Source organism: Streptomyces sp. NPDC102274, assembly GCF_044766385.1.
Classification (GTDB): domain Bacteria; phylum Actinomycetota; class Actinomycetes; order Streptomycetales; family Streptomycetaceae; genus Streptomyces.
In genome coordinates, this window is the sequence record NZ_JBIWLW010000036.1 from 15,758 (window position 1) to 39,989 (window position 24,232).

The following is a 24,232-nucleotide window of genomic DNA, read 5'->3' on the forward strand; positions in this document are numbered from 1 at the left end:
GATCGGCGTCTCCGTCAGCGTGGCGTGTGGGTGGTCAGGAAGGAGACGATGGTGCCGACCGTCTCCGCGCGCTTGCCCGCCGAGGCGAAGTCCGCGTCCAGCAGGGTCGCCTCGGGTGCCTCGTCGGCGATCCGCTTGGCGAGCAGCTCGGGATGCGCGCTGTCACTGCCCGGAAGGAGCAGCAGTGGTGCCGGGCATCGGGTCATCCACTCCTCGGGTACGGAGAAGTAGGCCGAGCCGGCGGGCCACAGGCCGTCGCGGAATCGCACGACGCGGACGATGTAGCGTTCCCGGCGCAGGGCCAGGACCTGCTCGCGGAACTCGGGATCGCTGTGCAGCCTGCCGGCGAAGGGACCCGCGGCGGGGTTGGCGGCGAATCGGCTGTCCCGCTGGGCGGCCGCGATCACCGACGTGAGTCCCTCGGCGCGGGGGAAGCGCATGGCCTCGTCGAACTGCCGCAGGTAGGTGCTGAGGCTGTTGACGGCCGGATCGATACCGACGGGCGTCTGGGCGACGATCGAGGACACCCGCTGCGGGGCGTCGTGTGCCAGCCGCCAGGCCTGTGCCGTGCCGCCGCCGGCGCTGACGATGTGTGCCTGGTCGATGCCGAGTTCATCGAGGACCGCCAGCTGGTCGGCCGCCCCCTGCTCGTAGGAGAACGGCTCCGCCGGTGCGGTGCTGCGGCCGGCGTACCGCTGGTCCATCGCGATCACGCGGAAGTGCCGGGACAGTTCGGTCACCGGGTGGTAGAAGTTCGACTCCCACATGCCGATGCGGCTGTCCGCTCCGCCGGGGGCCAGCAGCAGGACGGGAAACCCGTCACCGCTCACCTCGTAGTGAAGGCGTGCGCCGTCGGGGCGCTCGATCTCAGGCATGGTTCTCCTCCGCGGTGGTGGCGATCTGTGAGATCGCGTACAAGAGTTCGCCGGCCATGGCTTCGGCGTTGACGATCGGTGCCGCGTGCGTGCCGTCGATGCGCGACGGTGTGAAGGGCCCTGTGGACAGCTCGCGCCACACCTTCATCGAGCCCTCGGGCAGGACCGGGTCGCGGGTTCCCTCGACGGCGAAGACCGGCAGGCCGAGCGCGGGGCGGCACACGCCGTTCAGCGCGGCCCGGTGGCTGTCGGCGAGGACGGTGTCGGCCCGCAGCCGCTCGACGTAGCCGGCGAGCAGTTCCTCGCTGCGGAGGATCTCCTCGGGCAGCAGGCCGTCGAAGATCTCGGCGAACTCCTGCGGCGCGGCCGCGTCGAAGTCGCCGGTCAGCTCGGCGAGTCTGGTCAGCCCCGCCGTGGGTTCGGCGAGGGGCGGCAGAGCGCAGGCCACGACGAGAGCCACGGGGGGCACCCCCGGCCGGTGGGCCAGCCGGTGGGCGATCTCCCAGCACAGCCAGGCCCCCTGGCTGTGCCCGTAGAGCACGAAGGGGATGTCCATTCGGCCCGACAGCGCGGCCACGGCATGGTCGGCGAGGGCCATCATGTCGTCCGCGGCGGGCTCACCGGCCCGTGCCTCCCGGCCCGGAAGCTGGATCCCGACGAGTTCGATGTCGTCCGGGAGATGGCGGATGAGCGGCACGTTTCCGCCTGTCGTGCCTCCCATTCCGGCCACGCAGAAGATGCGCGCCCGGGGATTCTCGGCCCGCTTGAGGACACGGAGCAAGGGATCCGGGTCCTTCTCGCGCGGCTGGGCCGCCGTCCGCTCCGGCTCTGGCAGCAGTTCGTCCAGCAGATGGGCACCGATCCCCGCGCAGCTGGCACGGCGCAGGATCACCTCGGTGGTCACGGGCAGGCCCGTACGGCGCACCAGCTCCTTGCGGATGGTGACGGACATGAGCGAGTCGAGTCCCAGCTCCTGCAGGGGTTGCTGGTCCGGCACGTCCGGCGGGGCCAGGCCGAGTACGGTTGCCGCTTCCGACTTCACCAGGTCGGTCACAGTGCGCAGCCGCTGTTCGGCGCTCTGCGCGGCGAGTGCGCCGCGCAGTTCCCGGCCCGCCGACGGGTCACCGGCCGCGAGGCCGGTCTCGGGTGCGGGCCTGGCCTCCTCGATCTCCTCGATCAGGGGGCGGGGCCGGGCCGCCCGGTAGGCGGGGGCGAAGCGTGGCCAGTCGATGTCGGCCACGCCGAGGACCACGGTGTCCGTCCGCAGGGCGAGTTCGAGGGCGTCCAGCGCCACCGCGGGTGTCATGGAGCGCAGGCCGCGGGAGCGTGCCTTCCTCTCCGTGTCGGCGTCGACCATGCCGCCCTCGGCCCAGCCGCCCCAGTGCACGACGGTCGCGGTGAGTCCGGCGGCGCGGCGGTGCCGGGCCAGCGCCTCCAGGGCCGTGTTGGCGGCGCCGTAGACGGCCTGGCCGGCGCCGCCCCACAAGGACGCGCCGCTGCCGTACAGCACGAAGGCGTCCAAGGGGTGCTGGGCCAGTGCCTCGTGCAGGTGCTGGGCTCCGAGGACCTTCGCGGCGGCCTCTTCCGCCATGGCCTGCGGGGTGAGGGCACCGATGGGCGCCATCCGGGAGATGCCCGCCAGGTGGGCGACGAATGTCAGGGGGCTGTCGTCGTCCCTGATCCTCGCGATGAGCTCTTCGACCTGGGAGCGGTCACTGATGTCGCACGCTTCGACCGACAACCGCACGCCCTGGCCGGCGAGTTCGGCGCGCAGCGACTCGGTCTCGGGTGTCATGGCGGTGCGGCGCGAGGCCAGCACGATCCGCTCCGCGCCGCGGGCGGCGAGCCGTCGGGCCAGGTGCCTGCCGAGGGCGCCCTGGCCGCCGGTGATGAGCGCCGTGCCACGGGCCTGCCATGGTGCCCGGCCGACGCCCAAAGTGGTGTTCCGCAGTCGCCGCACGAACCGTCCGGCGGGGCGCAGCGCGATCTGATCCTCGTGGTCCGGGGCGAGGAGGGCCGCCACGAGCTGGGTCGCCCAGTCGTCGTGGGGCTCGGGGGGCAGATCGACGGTACCGCCCCAGCGCAGCGGATCCTCCAGCGCGGCGACCCGTCCCAGGCCCGTCACCAGGGCTTGTGAGGGGTGCGGGACGCCCTCGGTGCCGTCGATGTCCACGCCACCGCGGGTGATTGCCCACAGGGCGGGGGCCAGGCCGGTGTCGGCCGCGCCCTGGAGCAGGGCGAGTGTGGTGCGCAGTCCTTCGGTGACGCCTCCTTCGCCCGGGGTGTCGTCGAGCGAGCCGAAGGTGAGTACGCCCGCCGGCTCCTGCGGCAGCGCGGACAGGGCCGCGCGGACGGCAGCCCGGTCGTCCGTGGCGCGCATGCGGTGCACATCGGCTCCTGCGGCGCGCAGGGCCTGCTCGGCGGCGTCGGCCTGCGTGGTGTCCCGGTCCGTGCCGGCCACGACCCACAGTCCGGTGGCCGCCGCGGGGCTCGGCGGGGCGAGACGCCAGGTCTCCTCGTACAGCCAGCTGGTGAGCTTGGCGTCGGCCTCCTGACGGTGCCACCAATCAGTGATCAGCGGAAAGACTTTCTCGATGTCGTGCCGGAGCGCGTCGGGTGCGTCGAGGAGTTCGGCGAGACGTGTGCTCTGCCCGCCGCCCACCGCGTCCCAGAAGGAGCCGTCGACGGCCGCCGTGCCGGAGCGCGTCGTGTGGCGCGGCGGGTCGATCCAGTAGCTGCGGCGCTGGAAGGCGTAGCCGGGCAGGTCCACGACGGCGGCGGTGCCGTGCGCGGCCAGTGCGGTCGTCCAGTCGGCGCGGTGGCCGTGTACGTGCAGCAGCCCCAGGTTGCGCAGCAGTTGGGAGCGCCCTCCGCAGCCGCGCCGGAGACTGCCGACGACCACGGCCCGCTCCGAGTTCTCGTTGAGGGGCATGGCCAGGACGGGGTGGGGGCCGACCTCGACGAAGATGTCGTGGCCGGTGTCGAGGAGTTGCCGCTGCGCCTGGTCGAGCCGGACGGGCTCGCGCAGGTTGCGGCACCAGTAGCCCGCGCCGAGTTCGCTGCCGTCCAGTACGTCACCGGTCACCGTGGAGTAGAAGGGGACGCGTGCCGGCCGGGGGGCGAGAGCGGCGAGTTCCGCTTCGATGACGGGCAGAAGGGCGTCCATGTGGTGGCTGTGGGAAGCCACGGGGGCCTCCAGTCTGCCGCACACCACATCGTCGTCGTCGAGGCTGTACAGCAGGTCCTCGATGGCGTCGGCGTCTCCGGAGACCGCCACCGACCGCGGGGTGTTGACCGCGGCCACCGAGATCCGGCCGCCGTAGGGCGCGATCCGCTCCTGGACGGCCGCGAGCGGCAACTCGGCCACGGCCATGGAACCCACGCCGGCGACATCGTGCAGGGCGTGGCTGCGTACGGCGATGATCCGCGCGCCCTCTTCGAGGGTCAGGGCGCCCGCGACCACGGCGGCGGCGACCTCTCCCTGGCTGTGTCCCACGACGGCGTCCGGGCGCACGCCGAGTTCGTGCCACGCCGCGGACAGGGCCACGTACATGGTGAACATCAGCGGCTGGAGCACATCCAGCCGCTGAAGCGTGGCGTCGTCAACGGCCTCGTCCTGAAGCAGCCGCGTCACGGAGTGGCCGATGAGCGGCGCGAACGCGGCGTCGCAGGCCTGGACCGTCTCGGCGAACGCCGGTGAATCGGTCATCAGGGCGCGTCCCATGCCGAGCCATTGCGCTCCCTGGCCCGGGAAGACGAAGACCGTCCGTCCCCTGGGGGCCGCGGCGGACCGGGCCAGATCGGCGTGCGGGCGGTCCTCGGAGAGTGCGCGCAGGGCCTGGGCCGCCTGCTGTGCCGTGCCGGCGTGCACCATGGCCCGCTCGGTGAAGTGGGTGCGCCGCTGGGCGGCGGTGCGGGCGGTGTCCAGGACCGGGGTCCGCGGCTGTCGCTCCAGCCAGTCGGCCCAGCGGGCCGCCTGGTCGCGCAGGCTCGCGTCGTTCTTGCCCGAGAGCAGGATGGGCACCGGTCCGCTCGCCGGGAGGCCGTGCGGCGCGGGCCGCGTGGACGGCTGGGGCGCCTGGTCGATGACGACATGCGCGTTGGTGCCACCGATACCGAACGAGGAGACCCCGGCCCGGCGCGGTGCGTCGCTCTTCCAGGGCCTGAGCGTGGTGTTGACGTAGAAGAGGTCCGGGTCGAGTCCCATTTCGGGGTTGGGGTGTTCGTAGTTGAGGCTCGGGACGAGTTGTCCGTGGTAGACGCACAGGGTGGCTTTGATCAGGCCGGCGAGTCCCGCGGTGGCGTCGGCGTGCCCGATGTTGGTCTTCACCGAGCCGAGTGCGCAGGGCTCGGTCCGGTCGGCGCCGCCGAAGACCTTCTGCAGTGCCTGCACTTCGATGGGGTCGCCCAGCGGCGTCGCGGTTCCGTGCGCTTCGACGTAGCCGATGGCCGAGGCCCCGAAGCCCGCCGCTGCCTGTGCCTGGGCGATGGCGTATGCCTGGCCGTCGACGCTCGGTGCGGTGAAACCCGCTTTGCCGGCGCCGTCGTTGTTGACGGCACTGCCGCGGAGCACGGCGTAGACGCGGTCGCCGGAGGCTTCGGCGTCGGAGAGTCTGCGCAGTACCAGCGCACCGACTCCGCTGCCGAAGACCGTGCCGCCGCCCTTCTCGTCGAAGGCGCGGCACTTGCCGTCCGGCGAGACGACCAGGCCTTCCTGGTGGACGAAGCCCTGGACGAGGGGGATGGTCAGGGACGAGGCACCGACGAGGGCCACATCCGACTCGCCGCGCCGCAGGCTCTCGCAGGCCAGATGCGTGGCGACCAGTCCGGTGGAGCACGCGGTCTGCACCGTGAGTGCGGGGCCGCGCAGATTGAACCGGTGGGCGATGCGGGTGGCGAGGTAGTCGTTCTTGTTCCCGATCATCGTGCGGTAGAAGGACGACAGATCAGTCGTCTCGCCCTGCTGGTAGCCGCCGTAGCCGGAGCCCGCGAAGACGGACACCTTGCCCTTGACGTCCTGCGGGACGATCCCCGCGTTCTCGAAGGCCTGCCAGGACGTTTCCAGCAGCAGCCGGTGCTGCGGGTCCATGGACTCGGCCTCGGCGGGCGAGTAGTCGAAGAACGCGGCGTCGAAGAGGTCGGCCCCTTCCGTGACGGCGCGGGCCCGGACGTAGTCGGGGTGGGTGAGGTCCTCCCGCGGTACTCCCGCGGCGATGAGTTCCTCGTCGGTGAAGTAGGTGATGGATTCGACGCCGTTGCGCAGGTTGTCCCAGAAGGTGTCGACGTCGGGTGCGCCGGGCAGCTTGCACGCCATGCCGACGATGGCGACGGCGTCGTCCTGCGGGCGCGGCGCGTGCTCAGTGATGAGCGGCTCTTCCGCGGGTGCGGGCGCGCCCCGGAGGTAGCCGGTCAGCCGGCGGGCCGTCGGATAGCGGAAGAGCGCGGACAGGGGGAACTCCCGGTCCAGGGCCGTGCACATCAGTTTGTGGGCCTTGAGGGCCGCCATGGAATCGGCGCCCAGGTCGAAGATGCCCTTGTCGGGATCGATCACCGGCCGGCCCAGCACCTGCGCCCAGGCCTCGTTGACGGCACGTTCGATCTCGTCGCCCGTTTCCGCCGCCGCGCGCGCGGGCAGCGCGCGGGGGGCGGGGAGGAGGGAGATGGCCCCCTTGTCGATTTTCTTGTTCGGGGTGTGCGGCAGCTCGTCCAGTACGACGAAGTAGGAGGGCACCATGTAGGCGGGGAGCCGCTGGGCGAGCAGAGCCGGCAGTTCCGGGGCGCTCGGTTCCCGGCCCGGAGGCGGGGCCCAGTACAGGTGAAGCCTCGGCTCGTCGGTGGCGTCGGGGCGTATCACCGCGGCGCATTCGGCCACGGCCGGGTGCTCGGCCGCCACGGACTCGATCTCGCCCAGCTCGATGCGGTGTCCGTGCAGTTTGACCTGTGAGTCGGTACGGCCGCAGAACTCCACGGTGCCGTCGCCGCGGTACCGTACGACGTCTCCGGTGCGGTACATCCGGGCGTTCGGCCCGCCGGCGAACGGGTCGGGCAGGAAGCGTTCGGCGGTGAGTTCGGGGCGTTTGAGGTAGCCGCGTGTGACCGCCCGTCCGCCGATGTGGAGTTCGCCCCTGAAGCCCCGGGGCACGCGCCGGCCGGCGCGGTCGAGAACGTAGAGCCGGTTGCCGTGCAGCGGTTCTCCGAGGCTGATCTCGCCCGGCTCGACGCTCCAGGCCGAGGACCAGACGGTGGTCTCGGTCGGTCCGTACATGTTGGTCAGCTCGCCGTCGAGGAGCTCGGTGAGCTTTCGGGCCAGTGCCCGGTCGAGCGGTTCGCCGCCGACCAGCATGCGGTCCAGGTTGCGCACCAGGGCCCTGCCGTCGGTGTCCGCCAGCAGCATGCGGGCCAGCGAGGGGGTGCACTGCAGGTGCGTCGGTGCCCAGTGGGCGTAGCCGGACCAGTCGGCCACCGTGCCCTGGGCGATGACGACGCGGTAGCCGCGGGTCAGGGTCCACAGGAGTTCGAGTGTCGAGATGTCGAAGGACAGGCTGGTCACCGCGAGCCAGGTGTGTCCCGGTCCCCCGCCGACCCGCTCGTCCATGGCGCGGCAGAAGGTGGCGAACTGGTCGTGTTCGACCATGACGCCCTTGGGGCTGCCCGTCGAGCCCGAGGTGTAGATGACGTACGCGAGGTCGTCGGGCGCGAGGCCGGCGGGCGGCTGCGGGAGAGCGGTGGCGGTGGGGGTCCGGCCGTCGGGTATCAGGACGTCGACGCCGTGGCCGGACACGTCGGCGGCGCCCTGCGCGGTGGAGATCACGACGGTCAGGCCGCTGTCCTGTGCCACATGGTCCAGTCGCGCCTTGGGGTAGGCGGGGTCCAGCGGAAGGTAGGCGGCTCCGGTGAGCCACGTGGCCAGGACGGCGACGACCATGTCCGCCGAGCGCGGCAGGTGGATGCCGACGAGTGAGCGGGGTGTGACGCCCCGCTCGCGCATACGGTCGCTGAGGGCGCCGGCGCGCAGCAGCGTCTCCCGGTAGGTGAGCTGCTGTCCGGCGTCGGCCAGGGCCACGGCGTCGGGGGTGGTGCGGGCCTGGGCGAGGATGAGGTGGAGGGCGCTGTCGTGGTGGCTGCCGGCGGCTCGCACCGCGCGGTCCGTCAGCTGTTCGAACCAGGTGCGTTCTTCGTCACCGAGCAGCTCGAAGTGGCTGAGCGGGCGGGCGGGGTCGCGGACCAGGTCGGCGAGCAGGGTGCGGAAGTTCTCCGTCATCCGCCGGGCCGTGTCCGGGTCGAGTATCCGGGTCCGGTATTCCAGCTCGCCCACCAGGCCGGTTGCGCCGGGCGCGAGGGTCAGTCCGAGTTCGGATTTGGCCACGCCGTGCGGGGATCCGGAGACACTCGTGTCGGGCGACGGCACCCAGGCGTCCGGTCCGTCGCCGAGGGCGGGCAGCGTGGTCGCCCGGTAGTTGAACAGCACACGGAAGAGCGGGTTCTCCTCACCGGTGCGGGAGCCGGCGGCCACGCGCACGACCTCGGTGAGCGGCACGTCCTGATGCCCGGACAGCCGCTCGATCCGCGCGGCCATGGACGCGAGGAGTTCCTCGAACGTCGGATCGCCGGTCAGGTCACAGCGCAGCGGCAGGGTGTTCACCAGGAACCCGATCAGGTCTTCGGTGCCGGCCAGGTGACGGTTGGCCCAGATGGTGCCCAGGCCGAAGTCATAGCTGTCGGTGCTGCGGGCCAGCAGCAGCGCGAAGGCGCCGGCGTAGACGGTGTACGGAGTCACACCGCTTCGCGCCGCGAGTTCCTCCAGTGCCCGGCGCAGTTCCTCGGGCACGGTGAAATCGACCGTGCCGCTCTCCGCGGTGGCGGTGTGCTGCTGCTGCTGGAGGTCGATGCGGCTCATGCCGTCGAGTTCCGCCGCGAAGTACTCGAGCCCGGTCGCGAAGTGGTTCTCCCCCACGGCGCGCTGCTGCCAGCGCGCGTAGTCGCCGAGGTGGTGGGGGGCGGGCGCGGCGGCGGGATCGGTGCCGCGTGCCAGTTCCTCGTACAGCGTGTGGAGCTGGTCGAGTATCAGGGTCAGTGACCATCCGTCGCTGATGGCGTGATGCATCGTCAGGCACAGCAGCTGTTCGCCACCGGGGACGTCGAGCAGGAGGAGACGCAGCAGGGACTGGCCGGACAGGGCGAAGGGGGCGCGTTCCTCGGCACGGACCCGCTCGCGCACCGCTGCTCCCGCGGGGTCGCTGGCCGAGAGGTCCTCGTGGGTGAAGGGGGGCACGACGTTCTCGTGCACGATCTGGACGAGTTCGCCGTCGCGTACCTCCAGGCCCGTGCGCAGGGCCTCGTGTCCGCGCATGAGGTGGGTGAGGGCGCGGGAGAGCAGGCCGGGGTCGAGGGGCCGGGCCATGCGCAGGGAAACAGGGGCGTTGTACTGGGCGCTGCCGGGCTCCATCTGCTCCAGGAACCACAGGCGGCGCTGTCCTTCGGTGGCCGGGTGGATGGCGCGTTGCGCGGCGCGTTCCAGGGGCAGTGTGTCGTCCGCCGGCTCCAGGTCGCCGTGGATGATGCCGAGCAGGTGGGCCGCGATCTCGCGGGCCGTGGGGTGGGCGAAGGCGACGTTGGTGGGGAGGGTGAGGCGGGCCAGCCGTCCGAGCCGGTTGCGCAGCTGGAGGCCCATGATGGAGTCCAGCCCGAGTTCCCGCAGGCGGCGGTCGGCGGGGACGGGCTCGGCGACGCCGAGCAGTGCGGCGGCTTCCTCGCGTACGAGGTCGGTGAGCTGTGTCAGTGCCGTCTGTGCGGGCAGTGCGGCAAGCCGCCCGCGCAGGTCGTCGGGTGCCGCGTCGGCCGCCGTGTCGTGGAATCCGGCGGTGGCCTCGCGTCCGGCCGTGCCGTCCGGGGTGGCCCGGCGGGGGGCGCCGAACCAGAAGCGGTGTCCCTGGAACGCGTAGGTGGGCAGCTGCGGCAGGTGGCGCCGTTCGCCGGATCCCAGGACGCGCTCCCAGTCCACTTCGTGTCCTTGGGCGTGGAGGGCTCCCAGGGAACGCATGAACTCGGCGGTTCCGCCCTGGTCGCGGCGCAGGGTGCCCACCACGATGCCGCCGGAGTCGGCTGTGGCGCCGGTCAGGGGCATGCCGAGCACGGGGTGCGCGCTGATCTCGACGAAGACGCCGAAACCGTCGGCGACGAGCTTTCCGAGCGCGCGGTCCATGCGAACGGTCTCGCGCAGGTTGCGGCACCAGTACGCGCCGTCCAGCGCGGTGCCTTCGAGAACCCCGCCGGTCACCGTGGAGTAGAACGGAATTGCCCATTCTGTGGGGTGTATGCCGGCGAAGTCCTCGGCCAGGCCGGGCAGGATGGGATCGACGTGGGCGCAGTGTCCGGCGGCGTCGGCGCTGAGCCGGCGGCAGAACACGTCCCGGCCCTCCAGCCCGGCGAGCAGGGCGTCCACCGCTTCCGGGTCGCCGGAGACAACGGTGGAACCCGGCGTGTTGACGAGGGCCACGGACAGGGCGTCGCCGTAGGGGGTGATCAGTTCCTCCACCTCGGCCGCGGGCAGTTCCACCAGCGCCATGGCGCCCCGGCCGCTGCACTCGCGCAGGAGCGCCTGGCTGCGCAGCGCGACAATCTTCGCGGCGTCGTCCAGGGAGAGGGCGCCGGCGACGACGGCGGCCGGCACCTCGCCCTGGCTGCTGCCCACCACGGCGGCCGGTTCGAGGCCGAGCGTGCGCCACACCGCCGTCAGGCCCATCGCCATCGTGAAGAGCGCCGGCTGGAGAACGTCCAGGCGGTCGAAGGGCAGATCCGGCTGTTCCTCCACGGCGAGCAGGTCGCGCACCGACCAGTCCATCCAGGGCCCGAAGGCCCGGTCGCAGGCGTCGACGGTCTGTGCGAACACCTCCGAGTCGGCCAGCAGGCGGCGGCCCATCTCACGCCACTGGCTGCCGTGGCCGGGGAAGACGAAGACGACCTTGCCGCGCTCTTCGGCCTCCGCGTCGACCAGGTTCTCGTGCGGCAGGCCGTCGGCGAGAGCGCGCAGTGCGCTGTGTGCCTCCTCGCTGTCGTGGGCGAGGACGGCGGCGCGTGCGGTGAAATGGGTACGGCCCAGGGCGGCGGCGCGCGCGGTCGCGGGCATCGGCTGGGAGGGGTGCTCCGCGAACCAGTCGGCCCATCGGCGTGCCTGGGCGCGCAGGGCCTGGGGGTCGGGTGCGGACACGACGATCGGATACGCCTGGGTGAGCGGCCGCACGGGCTCGGGCGCCGCGTCCTCGTCGGGTGAGGGCTGGGGGGCCTCCTCCAGGATCAGATGGGCATTGGTGCCGCTGATGCCGAAGGACGAGGCGCCCGCTCTGCGCGGCCGTGCGCCGCGTTTCCAGGGGTACGCCTCGTCGAGCAGCCGCAGTCCGCTGTCCTCCCAGGCGATGTGCGGGCTGGGCTGCTCGGTGTGCAGGGACTTGGGGAGTTGCCCGTTGTGGAGCGCGAGGACCATCTTGATGACGCCGGCGACGCCTGCCGCGGCCTGTGTGTGGCCGATGTTCGACTTGGACGATCCCAGCAGCAGGGGCCGGTCCGCGGCACGCCCCGGCCCGAACACCTCGGCCAGGGCGCCTGCTTCGATCGGGTCACCGAGCGGGGTGCCGGTGCCGTGGGCGTCGACGGCGTCGATGTCCGCGGAGGTGAGCCGGGCGGCGGCCAGGGCGGCGCGGATGACCCGCTGCTGCGCGGGGCCGTTGGGTGCGGTCAGACCCTGGCTGCGGCCGTCCTGGTTGACCGCGGATCCCCGGATCACGGCCCAGATCCGGTCGCCGTCGCGCTGCGCGGCCGACAGGCGCTTGAGGACGAGCATGCCGCAGCCTTCGGACCAGCCGCCTCCGTCGGCCTGCGCCGAGAAGCTCTTGCAGCGCCCGTCGGGTGCCATCGCGCCCAGCCGGCTGGACTCGACGAACAGCGCGGGCGAGCTCATCACCGTGACGCCTCCGGCGAGAGCGGTGTCGCATTCCCCGGCGCGCAGGGCCGCGCAGGCCATGTGGATGGCCACGAGGGACGACGAGCAGGCTGTGTCCACCGTGACCGCGGGGCCCTGCAGGCCGAGCTGGTAGGACAGACGGCCGGAGACGACACTGCCGGAGATACCGGTGCCCTGGTAGCCGTCCAGGGATTCCAGGTCGCTCTGGCCGGTTCCGTAGTCGGAGCGCATGGCGCCCAGGTACACGCCGGTGCGGCTGCCGCTGAGGGCACCGGGGGGTATCGCGCCGCGTTCCAGCGCCTCCCAGGCTGTCTCCAGTACCAGCCGCTGCTGCGGGTCCATGGAAAGGGCTTCTCGGGGGGTGATGCCGAAGAAGTCCGCGTCGAAACGCTCCAGGTCGGTGAGGAAGCCGCCCTCGCGGGCGTAGCTCTTCCCGGGGGCGCCGGGGTCGGCGTCGTACAGGTCGAGGTCGTCCCACCGCTGTGGGAAGGGACCGATGGCGTCCTCGCCGCGGGCCAGCAGGCTCCAGTACTTCTCCGGGGTGTCGATGCCGCCCGGAAGCCGGCAGGCCATCGAGACGATCGCGACGGGCTCGGTCTGCCGGTTCTCCAGCTCCGCGTTGCGCTGCTGAAGCTGAAGGACGGCGGCCATCGCGCGCCGCAGCCGCTCCTCGCCCGCCGCGGTGTTGTTCTCAGCCATCTGCCTCGTGTCTCCTCAGTCCTCGACCGTGACGTCCATGTACGCCGGGAAGCCCTGCAGCCCGGTGCCGTCGTGCTCGAGGACGGACACGTCGCCGTTCTTGCCGACCTCGCGGAAGCCGGAGAACTTGTAAGTGATGAACATGGTCCGGTTGCGGCTGGTGGGCACGAACTCGGCGCGCAGCCTCACGCCCGCGTCGCGGGCGCCGCGGATCAGATGGTTGAGCAGTACGGAGCCGACGCCCCGCGACATGACCCGGCAGGACATGAGCAGCAGCTTCACGGTCCATGCGTCGTCGCCGCGTTCGACGAGGGCGAGGCCGATCCTGCCGTACGTGCCGTATCTGTCCTCCAGGCCGGCCACGAGCAGTTCGTGCCGGGGTGAGCGGCGGAAGGCGTCCAGTTCCTCGTAGGAGTAGGTGTAGCCGGTGGCGTTGAGCTGGTTGGTGCGCACGGTGAGTTCTTCGGCGCGCTGCAGGTCGCGCTCCTGGGCGGGCGCGATGGTGAAGCGCATACGGAGGGAGGCGAGGAAGTCCTCGTCGGTGCCCTGGTGGGCGTCCTGGGCCTGCTTGCGCCGCGCGTCGGCGCGGTAGAGGTGGCGGCGTTCACGGGAGTCGGCGGTGACGAAGCGGGGCCGCATCTCGGGCAGGCCGGGGATGCGTTCGGCGTCGAGGGCGTCGATGCACAGGACCTGCGCGTGGGCGAAGGCGACCTCGTCGCGCTCGAAGGGCTGGTCGTCGACGAAGGCCAGGGTGTCGATACCGATGTTGATCGCCTCGGCGACGGCCTTGACGGAGTCGGACTTGTTGCCCCAGTTGATCTGCGGGTGGAGGAAGTACTCGGCGATGCCGAACTCCTCCAGCTTCGCGAGGGCCGCGTCGTGGTCGTTGCGGCTGGCGATCGAGTGCAGGATGCCGCGTTCGTCGAGTGTGCGGATCACCTCCACGACGGCGGGGCGCAGTGTGACGTCACCGTCCTCGAGCAGCACCCCGTCCCATACGGTGTTGTCGAGGTCCCACACCACGCATTTGACGGTCTTGACGGTCGTCGTCGTCATCGCTCACTCCTCGGTCCGCGTTCCTGGAACGCGTACTCGGCAAGGCCCACTTGGTGGAGCTGTGCGCTGCCCTCGATGATCTCCATGACCCTGGAGTCCCCGAGGTAGCGCTGGACGGGGTAGTCGGAGCTGCAGCCGTTGGCGCCGTGGATCTGGACGGCGTCGGCCGCGGCGCGGCCGGCGGCGGTGGCGGCGAAGTACTTGGCTGTCGAGGCCGCGGCGAGCGCGCCGGGGTCGCGCTGGTCGCGCAGCCGTCCGGCCTCCAGGCACAGCAGCCTGGCGGCGCGGGCGTCCGTGTACATGTTGCTGATCATGCGTCTGACGAGCTGGTGGTCCTTGATGGGAGAGCCGAACTGCTTCCGGGTCGAGGCGTAGTCGACACTCGCCTCCAGGCAGGCGTCGAGAATGCCGACGCAGCCCCAGGCGACGGTGTAGCGGCCGAGGTCGAGGGCGGCGCCGGTCACATGGGACACCCCGAGACCGGGCCGGGCCAGTAGGTTGGCGGCCGGTACGCGGCAGTTGTCGAAGTACACGTGGGCCGTCATGGAGGCCCGGATGCCGATCATGTCCTCGATCAGTTCGGTCCGCAGGCCGGGGGTGTCCCGTTCCACGAGCAGAGCCGTGGGTCCTTCCTCGGAGCGGCCGACGACCAGGAACAGGCCGGCGGTCTCCCCGTATGTCGTCCATGTCTTGTGGCCGTCGACCACCCAGTGGTCGCCGTCGCGGACGAGCCGGGTGGTCACGGCGGAGGCGTCGCTGCCGGCGCCCGGCTCCGACACGGCGAGTGCGCCGGTCCGCTCGCCGCGGGCCAGCCGGGGCAGCCAGTTCTCTTTCTGGGTGCGGCTGCCCCAGCGGTTGACGGCGTGCGCCACCATGGTGTGGACGGTCAGCAGGCTGCGCAGCGAGGAGCAGGCCCGGCCGAGTTCGCCGGCGAGCAGGCCGAGGGTGACCGCGTCGCTGCCGCCGCCGCCGTACGCCTCGGGAAGGGGCAGCCCGAGCAGGCCCTCGTCGGCGAGGAGCCGGATGAACCGCGGCGGGGTGCGCTGGGTCCGGTGGTGTTCGTCGGCGTGGGGGGCGATGTGGCGGTCGGTGAAGGCCCGGAATTCTTTGTGGGCCTGCGCCTGCTGGGCGGTGAGCGCTCCGGTCATCGTCGTCGTGTCCGCTCGTGTCCTACTGCGGGACCGGGACGGCCAGCTTGCGTGCGACGAACGCGTCGAGGGCGCTGATGGAGCGGAAGTACTCCAGCTCCAGGTCCTCGTTGTCCACCGTGATGCCGAATTCGTGCTCGACGAAGGAGACGAGCTGCATGGCGAACATCGAGCTGACGAAGCCGAGGGCGAAGATGTCGTCGTCGTCCTTCAGGTCCTGAACCGGGAAGAAGCGGGAGAGGTAGTCCGCGATCCTTGCCCTGTTGTCCGTGCTCATCTTCTCTTCCGTCCTGTTGTCGTGTAGGTGCGGCGCCGGGTGTCTGTCCGGTCAGCGGTACTGGTGGAATCCCTCGCCGCTCTTGCGCCCGAGCAGGCCGGCGGCGACCATCTTCTTGAGCAGCGGGGCGGGCCGGTACTTGCTGTCGTTGAAGCTCTCGTAGAGCACCTCGACCGATTTCAGAATGGTGTCGAGGCCGATCAGGTCGGCCGTCTCCAGCGGGCCCATCTTGTGGTCGAAGCAGGTCTTGAAGATCCGGTCGATGTCGGCCGCGGGTGCCACACCGTCCTGCACCAGGAAGGCAGCCTCGTTGATGGTGAGCATCAGGACGCGGTTGGAGACGAAGCCGGGCACGTCCTCGACGACGATGCAGCCCTTGCCCATCGCGGCGAGGAAGCGGCGGGCGGTGTCGATGGTCTCGGGTGTGGTGTGGTGGCCGCGGATGACCTCGACCATCGGTTTCATCGGCACCGGGTTCATGAAGTGCATGCCGACGACCCGCTCGGGGCGCGTGGTCACCGAGCCGACGCGGGTGATGGAGATCGCCGAGGTGTTGACGGCGAAGACCACGTCGGGGCGGACGATGCGGTCGATCCGCTCGTACACCTGCTGCTTGATGCCCCAGTCCTCGGTGACGTTCTCGACGACGAAGTCGGCCTTGGCCAGCAGTTCGTCGTCGGTGGTGAACTCGATCCTGTCGAAGATCTCCGCCGGGTCGACGGCGGAGCCCTTGTTGAACAGGGTGTAGGCGCGCAGGCCGTTGCGGAGCTCGCGGCGCGCGTTGTCGAGCACCTCGTCGGAGATGTCGACGAGTACCACCTGGTGGCCGGTCTGCGCGAGATTCTGTGCGACGCCGACGCCCATGACGCCCGCACCGACGACTCCTACCGTCGTGAATTCCATGATTCCTACGACTCCGTTACCGTTCGCCGCGAACGGCGTAGATGTTGTGGATGTCCGTGCCGACGTACAGCTCGTCCTGTTCCGCCCTGGCCGTGAAGCCGCGGCTCTCCAGCAGCGCGACGAGCCGGCCGACCTCACCGTCCGCGTCGTGCGCCTCCAGCACCATCTGCTGGATCTTCGGCCAGTCCTCGTCGGCGATGCCGTCGATGACCTGGCGCTCGCTCTTCTGCACGTCGATCTTGATCAGGTCGATGCGTTCGATGCCCTGCTCGCGGATGACGGCACTGAGCGGGCGCAGTGTGGCGGTGAAGTCGATCGCCTCGAAGCGGACGTCGATCAGTTCGTCGGACGAGATGAGCTCGGCGACTTCCTCGTCGGCACCGGCCTTCTGCTGGTTGGCGATGATCGTGCGCAGGTTGTGCTTCTCCTCCTCCTCGTCGGGGTGGAAGGAGGACATGCCGGAGCTGCGTGGGTAGAAGGTGAGGTTCGCCTCGGCCTCGGTGTCGGAGAGGCCGATGTTGAAGAGCGTGGCGTTGACTCCGTGCTCGGCGACGTTCCGGCTCAGCAGTTCGAACATCGGAGGTGCCGGCTCGAAGGTGAAGACCCGTACGTCCTTCGCCTCGTAGTGGGCGAAGAGGGTGAACAGGCCGATGTTGCCGCCGACATCGAGGACCGTGGCACCGTCCGGGAGGGAGATGCCGTTCTTGGCGTAGGTGCGGTGGTCGAAGATGTCCTCGTAGAAGTGGCGGGTCTCCGCCTCGTTCTGGTGGGAGACGGTCAGACCGTTGGGCAGGGTGAAGCGGGCCAGGGAATAACCCGTGTGGGAGGAGCCCTCCTGCGGCCGGGCCGGCTCGCCGCCCGCGCGCAGGACATCGATGGCGGCGGCCATCCGGGGCAGGGTGGCCCACTCGTAGACCTGGCGCAGCGACAGCTCGGTGCCGAAGGTCCGCTCGACGCGCAGGATCAGCCGGGTGGCGAGCAGCGAGTTGCCGCCGACCTCGAAGAAGCTGACGTCGCGGGGCAGGTGTTCGTTCTTCAGGAGCCTGGCCCACAGGCTGCGGAGTTCCTGTTCGGTGGGGGTCGGTGCGGGCTCCTCCGCGTCACGGGCGGCCGTCGCGGCGCCGTCGGCCACGATGTCCAGCTCGGAGGCGGGGAAGCCGACCCAGTCGATGTCGGCGCCGGCGAGCCACAGCCGGCCCAGCGCCTTGAGGGCGGTGGCCGAGTCGGACTGGCGCTCCAGCGGGTGGCGCATGGAGGCGACGATGGCGCCCCCTTCGCTGCCGCGGACCACGGTGGCCATGCTGCTCAGCGTCTGGCCGGGGCCGGTCTCCAGCAGGAGGTTCGCGGTGCCGAGGCTGCGCAGGCCCTCGGCGAAGAGGACCGGGCTGAGCAGGTGCCGGGCCCAGTACGCGGGGTCCGTGGCCTCCTCGTCCGTGATGATCCGGCCGGTGACGTTGGAGACGTAGGGGATGCGGGGCGGATGGAGCGTCAGGGTCTTTACCAGCTCGGTCAGCTGGTCGGCGATGGGCTCCATCATCGAGGAGTGGAAGGCGTGCGTGGACTGGACGCGGCGGTTGATGACGCTCTGCTCGGTGAGGGTGCGTTCCAGTGCCTCGATCGCGGCGACCGGTCCCGCGGCCACGCAGAAGTCCGGGCCGTTGACGGCGGACAGGGAGACGTCGGCGCCGAGCAGCGGGCGGACCCTGTCCTCGGGAAGCATCACGGCGAGCATGGCGCCGGGGGGCAGCGCATCGATGAGCGCGGCGCGGCGGGCCACGAGGGTGAGCGCGTCTTCGAGGGACAGCACTCCGGCGAGGGCCGCCGCGACGTACTCGCCGAGGCTGTAGCCGATCATGACGGAGGGCCGGGCGCCCCAGGAGTCCCAGAGCCGGGCCAGGGCGTACTCGATGGCGAAGAGGGCGGGCTGGGCCAGGCGGGTGGTGCCGAGCCTGCGTTCGTTCTCGCCGCGGGGGGCCGGGTCGCGGCCGAGCATACGGCGCAGATCCATGGCCGGTGCCGCGGTGGTGTGCTCCTCGGACGTCGGGGCGGGGAACACCACTTCCCGGATGTCCAGGCCCAGTTCGGGGGTGAGGACCTGGGCGCACGTGTCGAGGGCCTCACGGAATACCGGGAAGTCGCGGTACAGGTCGCGGCCCATGTCGAGGTAGTGGTCGCCGAGGCCGGGGAACATGAAGGCGACGGACGCGGTGGCCGGGGCAGGTGTCTTGGCGCCCAGTTCCGTCGCTCCGCCCTCACCGGCCAGCACGGCGCCGCGGTGGCCGCCCGGGGCGGTGCCGAGGGTCCGTATCCGGACGGGGACGTCCTCGTGGGCCGGGGAGGCGGTGAACCGGGCCTTGAGCCCGGCCAGTCCGGCGTCGAGGGAGGTACCGCTCGCGCCGCTGACCAGGGCGAGGTGCCACGGGACCGGTCCTTGGGACGGCGATGCCGTCCGGTCTCCGGTCTCCTCCGCTGTGATGGTGTTGGGGCTCATACCTCTCCTTGAGGGTTTCGGCCGGCCGGAAAGAGTCGAGCGCCCACTGGTGCCCCCGTTCCCCCCGCGGAAGTCCGTCGCAGCCAACTCTCACGGCGGCGGCTAGAGCGGGGCCGGAGCAGCGGTGGACACTCCACCATGCCGGGCATCAAGCACTTTTCTGGATGGGTGGGGCGGGTCACAGCATGCGGATCGCGGACTCCGCGTGGAGCTTGGCCAGGTTGAGGGTGGCCGTGGAGTCCCGGCCGAGCGCCTCGCGCACAAAGCGGCGGGCTCCAGTGAGGTCCGCGTCCTGGCCCAGTACGCGCTCGATCGCCTCCTCGCGCAGCACCACACTGTGCTGGGAGATGACGGTCACCCCGGTCTCGTCCGGCAGCAGGGACCATTCGCCGGTGTGCGCGTCCATCAGGGCGGGGGGGAGGGTCTGCTTGTAGACGATGCGGCCCGCGTGGGGGAAGCAGACGCGTACGGACTCGGTGGTGTGCGTCGCTCCGTCCGCGGTGCGGGTGTCCATGGCCATGACCTGGACACCGGGGGTGTCCTCGGTCAGATCGAGCCGGGCGACGTGCGGGACGAGTTCGGGCCAGTCGCCGGCCCGGTAGAGGAAGTCGTAGACCAGTTCGGCCGGTCCCTTGACCCGTACGGTGTCCTCGAAGGACAGGACGAGTTGGTCGAGCCGCATCCAGCGCTCGGCCAGCCGTCGCAGACTGTCCAGCTCCGCGCCCGAGTTGTTGTCGACCGCCTGCCGCACCCAGGCCACGTCCTGGGCATGGTCGCCGATCACCGTGAAGTCGTGCAGGACGGTCAGCAGGCTGGTTCCGCCTGTCCGTTCCTCGACGATCCAGGTCCCGCTCATCGTCTCGACCGGGGCCTGCGGGTTGTGCTGACGGAAGTCGATACGCCGTTTCTGCGGGTCCTGGACGCGCTGTGAGAGCCACGACCGCACCTGGCCGTTGGCCGTCGCCCACATCCGCAGCCGCTCCCTCTCGCCGTCGAATTCCAGCCGTTCCACGTGCACGTTCGGTGGGAGGAACAGCGGCCATTGCACCGCGTTGGAGATCAGTCCGTAGACGACCCCCGCCGGTGCGGCGACCTCGACCGAATACGCCGTACGGTGCACACGCTCACCCGACACCACACACCACCTTTCTCACAGAATCAGGAATTGCCCGGTCCGCCGCAGACGTCGAGTGTCTGCGCGGTGATCGAGGCGGCGGGTTCGCAGGCCGGGCGGGCAACCTGCCCGGCGGCCTCTCGCGGGGCCGGGCAGCGGCCGAGCGGGATCTCCGCCTCGAGCCGCTCCCGCACGGCGTCCCCGGTAATCTCCCGGGCCGCCGCGTCCCCCTGGCGCACCCGCCGCGCCATCGGTGTCCCGACGTGGCCGGGACACACCGCGCTCACGGGGCCGGGCCGGTCGGCGATGCGCGGGTCCTCGCTGATGACCCGTTCGATCCGGCTCGGTGGGACGATCTCGTTGTCGCACGTGAAGACGTCGGTGAGGCGGTCCACCAGGCGCAGTGCTCCGTCGTCGTCGAGATAGCCGACGTCCCCGGTGGAGAACCAGCCGTTCTCGTCGATCCGGGACGGCGGCCGCTCGTCGCCGAGGTAGCCGGCCATCAGCTGTGGCCCTTTGACCTGTACCTCCCCGGTGGCCCAGACCTCGACCGGCGCCCGGGAGTCCAGCGCGACGAGACGGCACTCGGTGCCGGGGACCGGCCTGCCGACCGTGCCCGGCCGGTGGTCGCCGCTCTGCTGGCAGTGCGTGAGCGGGGACAGCTCCGTCATGCCGTAGCCCTGGATGACGGGGACGCCGAGCCGCTCCCGTACGGCGCGCACCGCCTCCGGCCGCAGCCTGGAGCCGCCGCAGAGCACGGCGGTCAGCCGGGTACCGCCCGGTGCGGTGCGCGCGGTGCGGGCGAGACGCTCGTCGACGGCGAGTCGGTGCAGCCGGGCGGGCAGGCCGTAGTAGTGGGTCGCCCCCGCCTCGGCGGACGCCTGGAGGGAGGCGAAGGGGTCGGGGTCCGGGCACAGCACCTGGCGGGCGCCGGCGTACACCGCGGAGTTGAGGTGCATGGCGTGGTAGAGCGGCAGATGGTTGAGGGTGACCGAAGCGCGGTCCAGGCGGTGGGCGAGAGCGGTCTGCTTCGCGTTGGCGACCAGGTTGCGGTGGGTGAGCAGGACGCCCTTGGGGCGGCCGGTGGTGCCTCTGGTGAACTGGACACAGGCGATCGACGCCGGGTCGCACAGGCCCCTTCGGGGAGCGTGCGGTGCCGACTCGAGCACCGTGCGCAGCGCGAGGGCGGTGCCCGGGAGCGCCGCGTCTGGTGCGTCGGTCACCACGATCGTGCGGAGCTCGGGCAGCAGGCCGCGCATCCTGGTGAGGAGTTCGGCCGTGTGGGCCGGCACGAACGCCGCCTCCACCCCGGCGGTGGCCAAGACGTGCCGCAGCCCCTCTTCCCCGGCCAGCGGGTTGACCAGGACCGCGGTGGCGCCGCTGCGGACCGTGCCGTAGTACGTGGCGGCGAAGAGCGGGTGGAGGACGCCGGCGACACCGATCCGCGCGCCGGGCCGGCCCCCGTTCTCCCGCTCCAGCCAGGCGGCGACGCGATCGGACAGAGCGTCCAGCTCGCCGAAGCCGAGAGCCGTGTCCGCGCTCCGCACGGCGATGCCGTCGGGGTCCCGCAGGGCCGCCGCGCGCAGCAGGCCGTCCAGCGGAAGGTCCGGACAGGTGAAGTTCGGCACGGCTCGTTCTCCTCCGGCTGGTCGTGCGCGGCTGCGGTTCACCACGCGGCGGGTTACACGCTCGGCCAGGCCGCTTGAGGAATCTTCGAAGAGCACTCGATCTGCGCCACAGACAGTGTCCGTATCCGATGGAACGGAGGGCCGGTCCCATGACCACCGAGATACTCAGCCTCGCCGAGTCCGCCTTCGAGGTGCCCGCCGCGGTGCCCGCGCAGGTGCCCGGCTTCAGTGCCCTGTACGCGCAGGTCCAGCAGTTCTACGCGCACCAGATGCAGCTCTTCGACTCGCACGAGGCCGAACGCTGGGCCGGAACCTTCACCGAGGACGCCGTCTTCGATGTCCCGACGCTGGAGGAACCGGTACGCGGACGCGCCGCACTGGCCTCGAACGTGCGCCGCAACAAGGCTCAGCAGGAGCGCAGCGGGGAACGGCTGCGGCACTGGATCGGGATGCTCGACCTGCGGCCGCGGGCCGACGGGACGCTCCACACACGCTGCTACACGCTGGTGTATGTGACGCCGGGCAACGGCGCGTCGAAGGTGCACCGGGTGTGTGTCATGGAGGACGTGCTCGTCCGCTCGCGCGGCAAGTGGCGCACCCGTTCCCGCGTCGTGAGCCGCGATGACCTCGCCTGAACGGCCGCCGGGGCCAGGAGAGGCGGGCATGAGGGCATACGTGGCCGGGCCGCGCCCGGCGGGAAGTGTCCAGCGGTTGCGCGCCCGGCGGGTCCGCCTGCCGGGCGCCGGGCGGGCGCCGGGGTGCGACCGGGGCGGCGTGCGGGGCGTGCTCGTGGGCGAGGAGAGGGGAAGGGGGGCGCGCGTGAGTGCCGCCTCGTCAGCGGCGTGGCGCCCGGCGCGCGGCCCGAACGCACCGGAGTCCCCCCCCCGGGTAGCGCCGTCGGCCTCGGCCGGCGGTGACCACAACGCCTTGGTGCCCGCGCCGTCGGGCGCGATCGCCCCTGGTCAGCCGCGGGCGGTGGCCGCGAAGCGGGCCGGCGCGGTCCGCCGTACGACACGGCAGGCGCGTCCCAGCAGCCGCGGCAGCTCATGGCCGCGTACGAAGAAGTGGTCCCCGGGGACGGTCCGGACGGCCGTCGGCCCCGTGCTCCAGCGGCGCCAGCCCTCCATCACGGCGGGCTGTGCCACGGGGTCGTCCGCGCCCGCGACGATCAGCAGCGGCACGGACAGCGGCCCGGCCGCGGCCGGTTCACGGGCGGTGGTCCGCAAGTCGTCGGCGAGGGCCAGGTCGTCGCGCAGCACCGGCAGCACGGCCCGGTGCCAGAGTCCTCCGGGCGCCGCCCCCTCGGGCAGGGCGCCGATCTCGTCGAGCAGTCGCAGCAGCCGCTCGTCGGGGGCATCGTGGGCCTCCGAGAGCGGGGAGGGGGCGTCGGGCGGCGGACAGGCGCCGACGGCGAGGAGCGCGGGTCCGGGCAGCCCGGCCCCGTGCAGGGCACGGGTGATGGTGTGGGCGACCAGCGCGCCGAGGCTGTGTCCGTACAGCACGTACGGTCCGGACGGTGCCCGCGTGAATGTGCCCATCGCCTCGGCCAGCAGTGCCTCGCGCCGCACGACCCGGGGCTCGCGGCGCCTGCTTTCACGGCCCGGCAGCGTATGGGGCACCGGCTCCACCGCGCGCCCCAGATCGGCGGGCCAGCCGTGGAAAGATGAGACACCGGCTCCGGCGTGCGCGAAACAGTGGAGTCGTACCGGCTGTTCGTCGGGCATCTGCCGTCCTCCCTCGGTGGGTTCACCGGTGCCGACGCTCGCCGGGCCTCCTCGAGGACCGCTCAAGCTCGGCTCGGCCGGTGTCCTCGGCGGGCCTGCCCGGCGGGGCGCCGGCCCCAGGGCGCGGCGGCGGACCCGGCTTCCCGGTCCGGCCTGATCCGGACGGAAGAAGCCTGAGGGCTGTCCCGTAATCCCTGGCGGACCACGGGAGAGCCGTGAGGGATCGCAGAAGAACAGCATGCGGTCGAACGGCTCGCCGGCCTGCGAGGTCCACTCCGAGAACCCGCATGCAGTTCTTCCGCGCGGCTCAGGGGCCCCTCCGGCGGATCTTCGCGGGTCTGCGAAGATCCGCCGGAGGGGGCCCTAAGCCGCGTAGAGGTCGAAGGTCGAGCTGTGACGCGGTCCGCAGGCCACGTCCAGTGCCGGGTCGACGGTGAGCATCGCCTGGTGCAGGCGCTGCAGCTGGGGCGAGGGTTCCACGCCCAGGTCCTCGATCAGCCGCCTGCGCAGCTTGCGGTAGACGTCCAGCGCGGTGGCCTGCCGCCCCGAGCGGTACAGGGCCACCATCGCCTGTGAGTGCAGCCCCTCGTGCTGGGGGTGGCGGGCTATCAGGTCGGTGAGCTCGGCGAGGAGTTCGCTGTGCCGGCCGAGCCGCAGGTCGGCGTCGATACGGCGCTCCACGGTGACCAGCCGGCTCTCCTCCAGCCGCAGTACCTCGATCTCCAGGATCGGGCCGACGCGTACGTCCACGAGCGCCGGCCCGTTCCACATCGCCAGCGCCTCACGGAACAGGCTCGCCGCCCGCTCGTCCTCGCCCTCCTCGAAGGCGCCCTGGCCCGACGACACGAGCTGCTCGTAGCCGTGTGCGTCGACGCTCTGCGGCGGGATCTGCAGCAGGTAGCCGCCGTGCCGGGTCGCCAGCACCTCCTTGGCGGTGCCGGGCGCGTCGGGTCCCATCGCGGTGCCCAGTCTGCGGCGCAGCTGGAGTATGTATGTCTGCAGGGTGGTCATCGCGCTCTGGGGCAGGTTGGTGCCCCAGAGCTCCTCCATGAGCGTGGGCACGGGCATGACCCGGCCCGGGTAGAAGGCCAGCAGGGCCAGGATCTGGCGCGGCTTGCCGGCGGTCGGAACGATCGACTCTCCGTTGACGTCTGCGTTCAGAGGGCCCAAAACCTGAATCTCCACAGTTTCCTCCCCGTTGCCCGGCCGAGTTCCCCTCGAGCTCGAAGCCGTCGGCGCCCTGCACGCTAACCCCGTTCGCCCCGCGTGCGCCGGGACCTCGACCCGCGCTCGAGCCGCCTTCCAACCAGCAGGCCCTGCCCTGCGGTCACGGCACTCGAGAAGGTCCGCACGCGTACTC

General features: G+C 71.5%; 12 protein-coding genes and 1 pseudogene. 1 reads left to right on the plus strand and 12 read right to left on the minus strand.

Going from position 1 to position 24,232, the window contains the following annotated elements; translation table 11 throughout:
- Positions 1 to 14 precede the first annotated feature (14 nt).
- The 10 genes and pseudogenes from ACIRQP_RS34160 to ACIRQP_RS34205 all read right to left on the minus strand — a co-directional run bounded on the left by ACIRQP_RS34160 (position 15) and on the right by ACIRQP_RS34205 (position 21,148).
- Entirely contained in the window at positions 15 to 875 is an 861-nt protein-coding gene (locus ACIRQP_RS34160; RefSeq protein WP_403897298.1) for an alpha/beta fold hydrolase, read from the minus strand.
- Entirely contained in the window at positions 868 to 12,531 is an 11,664-nt protein-coding gene (locus tag ACIRQP_RS34165; protein WP_403897301.1) for an amino acid adenylation domain-containing protein, read from the minus strand. The genes ACIRQP_RS34160 and ACIRQP_RS34165 overlap by 8 nt, the downstream gene beginning before the upstream one ends.
- Positions 12,532 to 12,546: 15 nt before the next feature.
- Positions 12,547 to 13,587, minus strand: coding sequence for an HAD-IIIC family phosphatase (locus ACIRQP_RS34170; RefSeq protein WP_403897304.1), 1,041 nt, complete (start codon positions 13,585 to 13,587; stop codon positions 12,547 to 12,549).
- Positions 13,584 to 14,735 carry an acyl-CoA dehydrogenase family protein gene (locus tag ACIRQP_RS34175; RefSeq protein WP_403897307.1) on the minus strand — a complete coding sequence of 384 codons (1,152 nt, stop codon included), beginning with the start codon at positions 14,733 to 14,735 and terminating at the stop codon, positions 13,584 to 13,586. The genes ACIRQP_RS34170 and ACIRQP_RS34175 overlap by 4 nt, the downstream gene beginning before the upstream one ends.
- 22 nt (positions 14,736 to 14,757) lie before the next feature.
- The gene (locus tag ACIRQP_RS34180) at positions 14,758 to 15,012 is read right to left on the minus strand and encodes an acyl carrier protein (RefSeq protein ID WP_403897309.1); all 255 of its coding nucleotides are present in this window, start codon (positions 15,010 to 15,012) and stop codon (positions 14,758 to 14,760) included.
- Between the two features lie 51 nt (positions 15,013 to 15,063).
- Positions 15,064 to 15,396, minus strand: coding sequence for a 3-hydroxyacyl-CoA dehydrogenase family protein (locus tag ACIRQP_RS34185; protein ID WP_403897417.1), 333 nt, complete (start codon positions 15,394 to 15,396; stop codon positions 15,064 to 15,066).
- Positions 15,379 to 15,945, minus strand: a pseudogene (locus ACIRQP_RS34190) (3-hydroxyacyl-CoA dehydrogenase family protein); the annotation flags it as partial. The gene ACIRQP_RS34185 and the pseudogene ACIRQP_RS34190, both read right to left, overlap by 18 nt.
- Complete coding sequence (locus tag ACIRQP_RS34195) at positions 15,932 to 18,406, minus strand: FkbM family methyltransferase (protein ID WP_403897312.1); 2,475 nt, start codon at positions 18,404 to 18,406, stop codon at positions 15,932 to 15,934. The pseudogene ACIRQP_RS34190 and the gene ACIRQP_RS34195, both read right to left, overlap by 14 nt.
- Positions 18,407 to 18,584: 178 nt before the next feature.
- A complete protein-coding gene (locus ACIRQP_RS34200) occupies positions 18,585 to 19,541 on the minus strand; it encodes an aromatase/cyclase (RefSeq protein WP_403897315.1) in 957 nt (318 codons plus the stop codon).
- Positions 19,542 to 19,564: 23 nt separating this feature from the next.
- Entirely contained in the window at positions 19,565 to 21,148 is a 1,584-nt protein-coding gene (locus ACIRQP_RS34205) for a class I adenylate-forming enzyme family protein (protein WP_403897317.1), read from the minus strand.
- 149 nt (positions 21,149 to 21,297) lie between these two features.
- Between ACIRQP_RS34205 and ACIRQP_RS34210 the strand changes: the two genes are divergently transcribed.
- Entirely contained in the window at positions 21,298 to 21,783 is a 486-nt protein-coding gene (locus tag ACIRQP_RS34210; protein WP_403897321.1) for a nuclear transport factor 2 family protein, read from the plus strand.
- Positions 21,784 to 22,110: 327 nt separating this feature from the next.
- Here the strand turns inward: ACIRQP_RS34210 and ACIRQP_RS34215 are convergent, their stop codons facing one another.
- Positions 22,111 to 22,872, minus strand: a complete 762-nt coding sequence (locus ACIRQP_RS34215) for a thioesterase II family protein (protein WP_403897323.1) — start codon at positions 22,870 to 22,872, stop codon at positions 22,111 to 22,113.
- A 363-nt stretch (positions 22,873 to 23,235) separates the two neighbouring features.
- Positions 23,236 to 24,057, minus strand: coding sequence for a BTAD domain-containing putative transcriptional regulator (locus ACIRQP_RS34220; RefSeq protein WP_403897326.1), 822 nt, complete (start codon positions 24,055 to 24,057; stop codon positions 23,236 to 23,238).
- Positions 24,058 to 24,232: the final 175 nt, after the last annotated feature.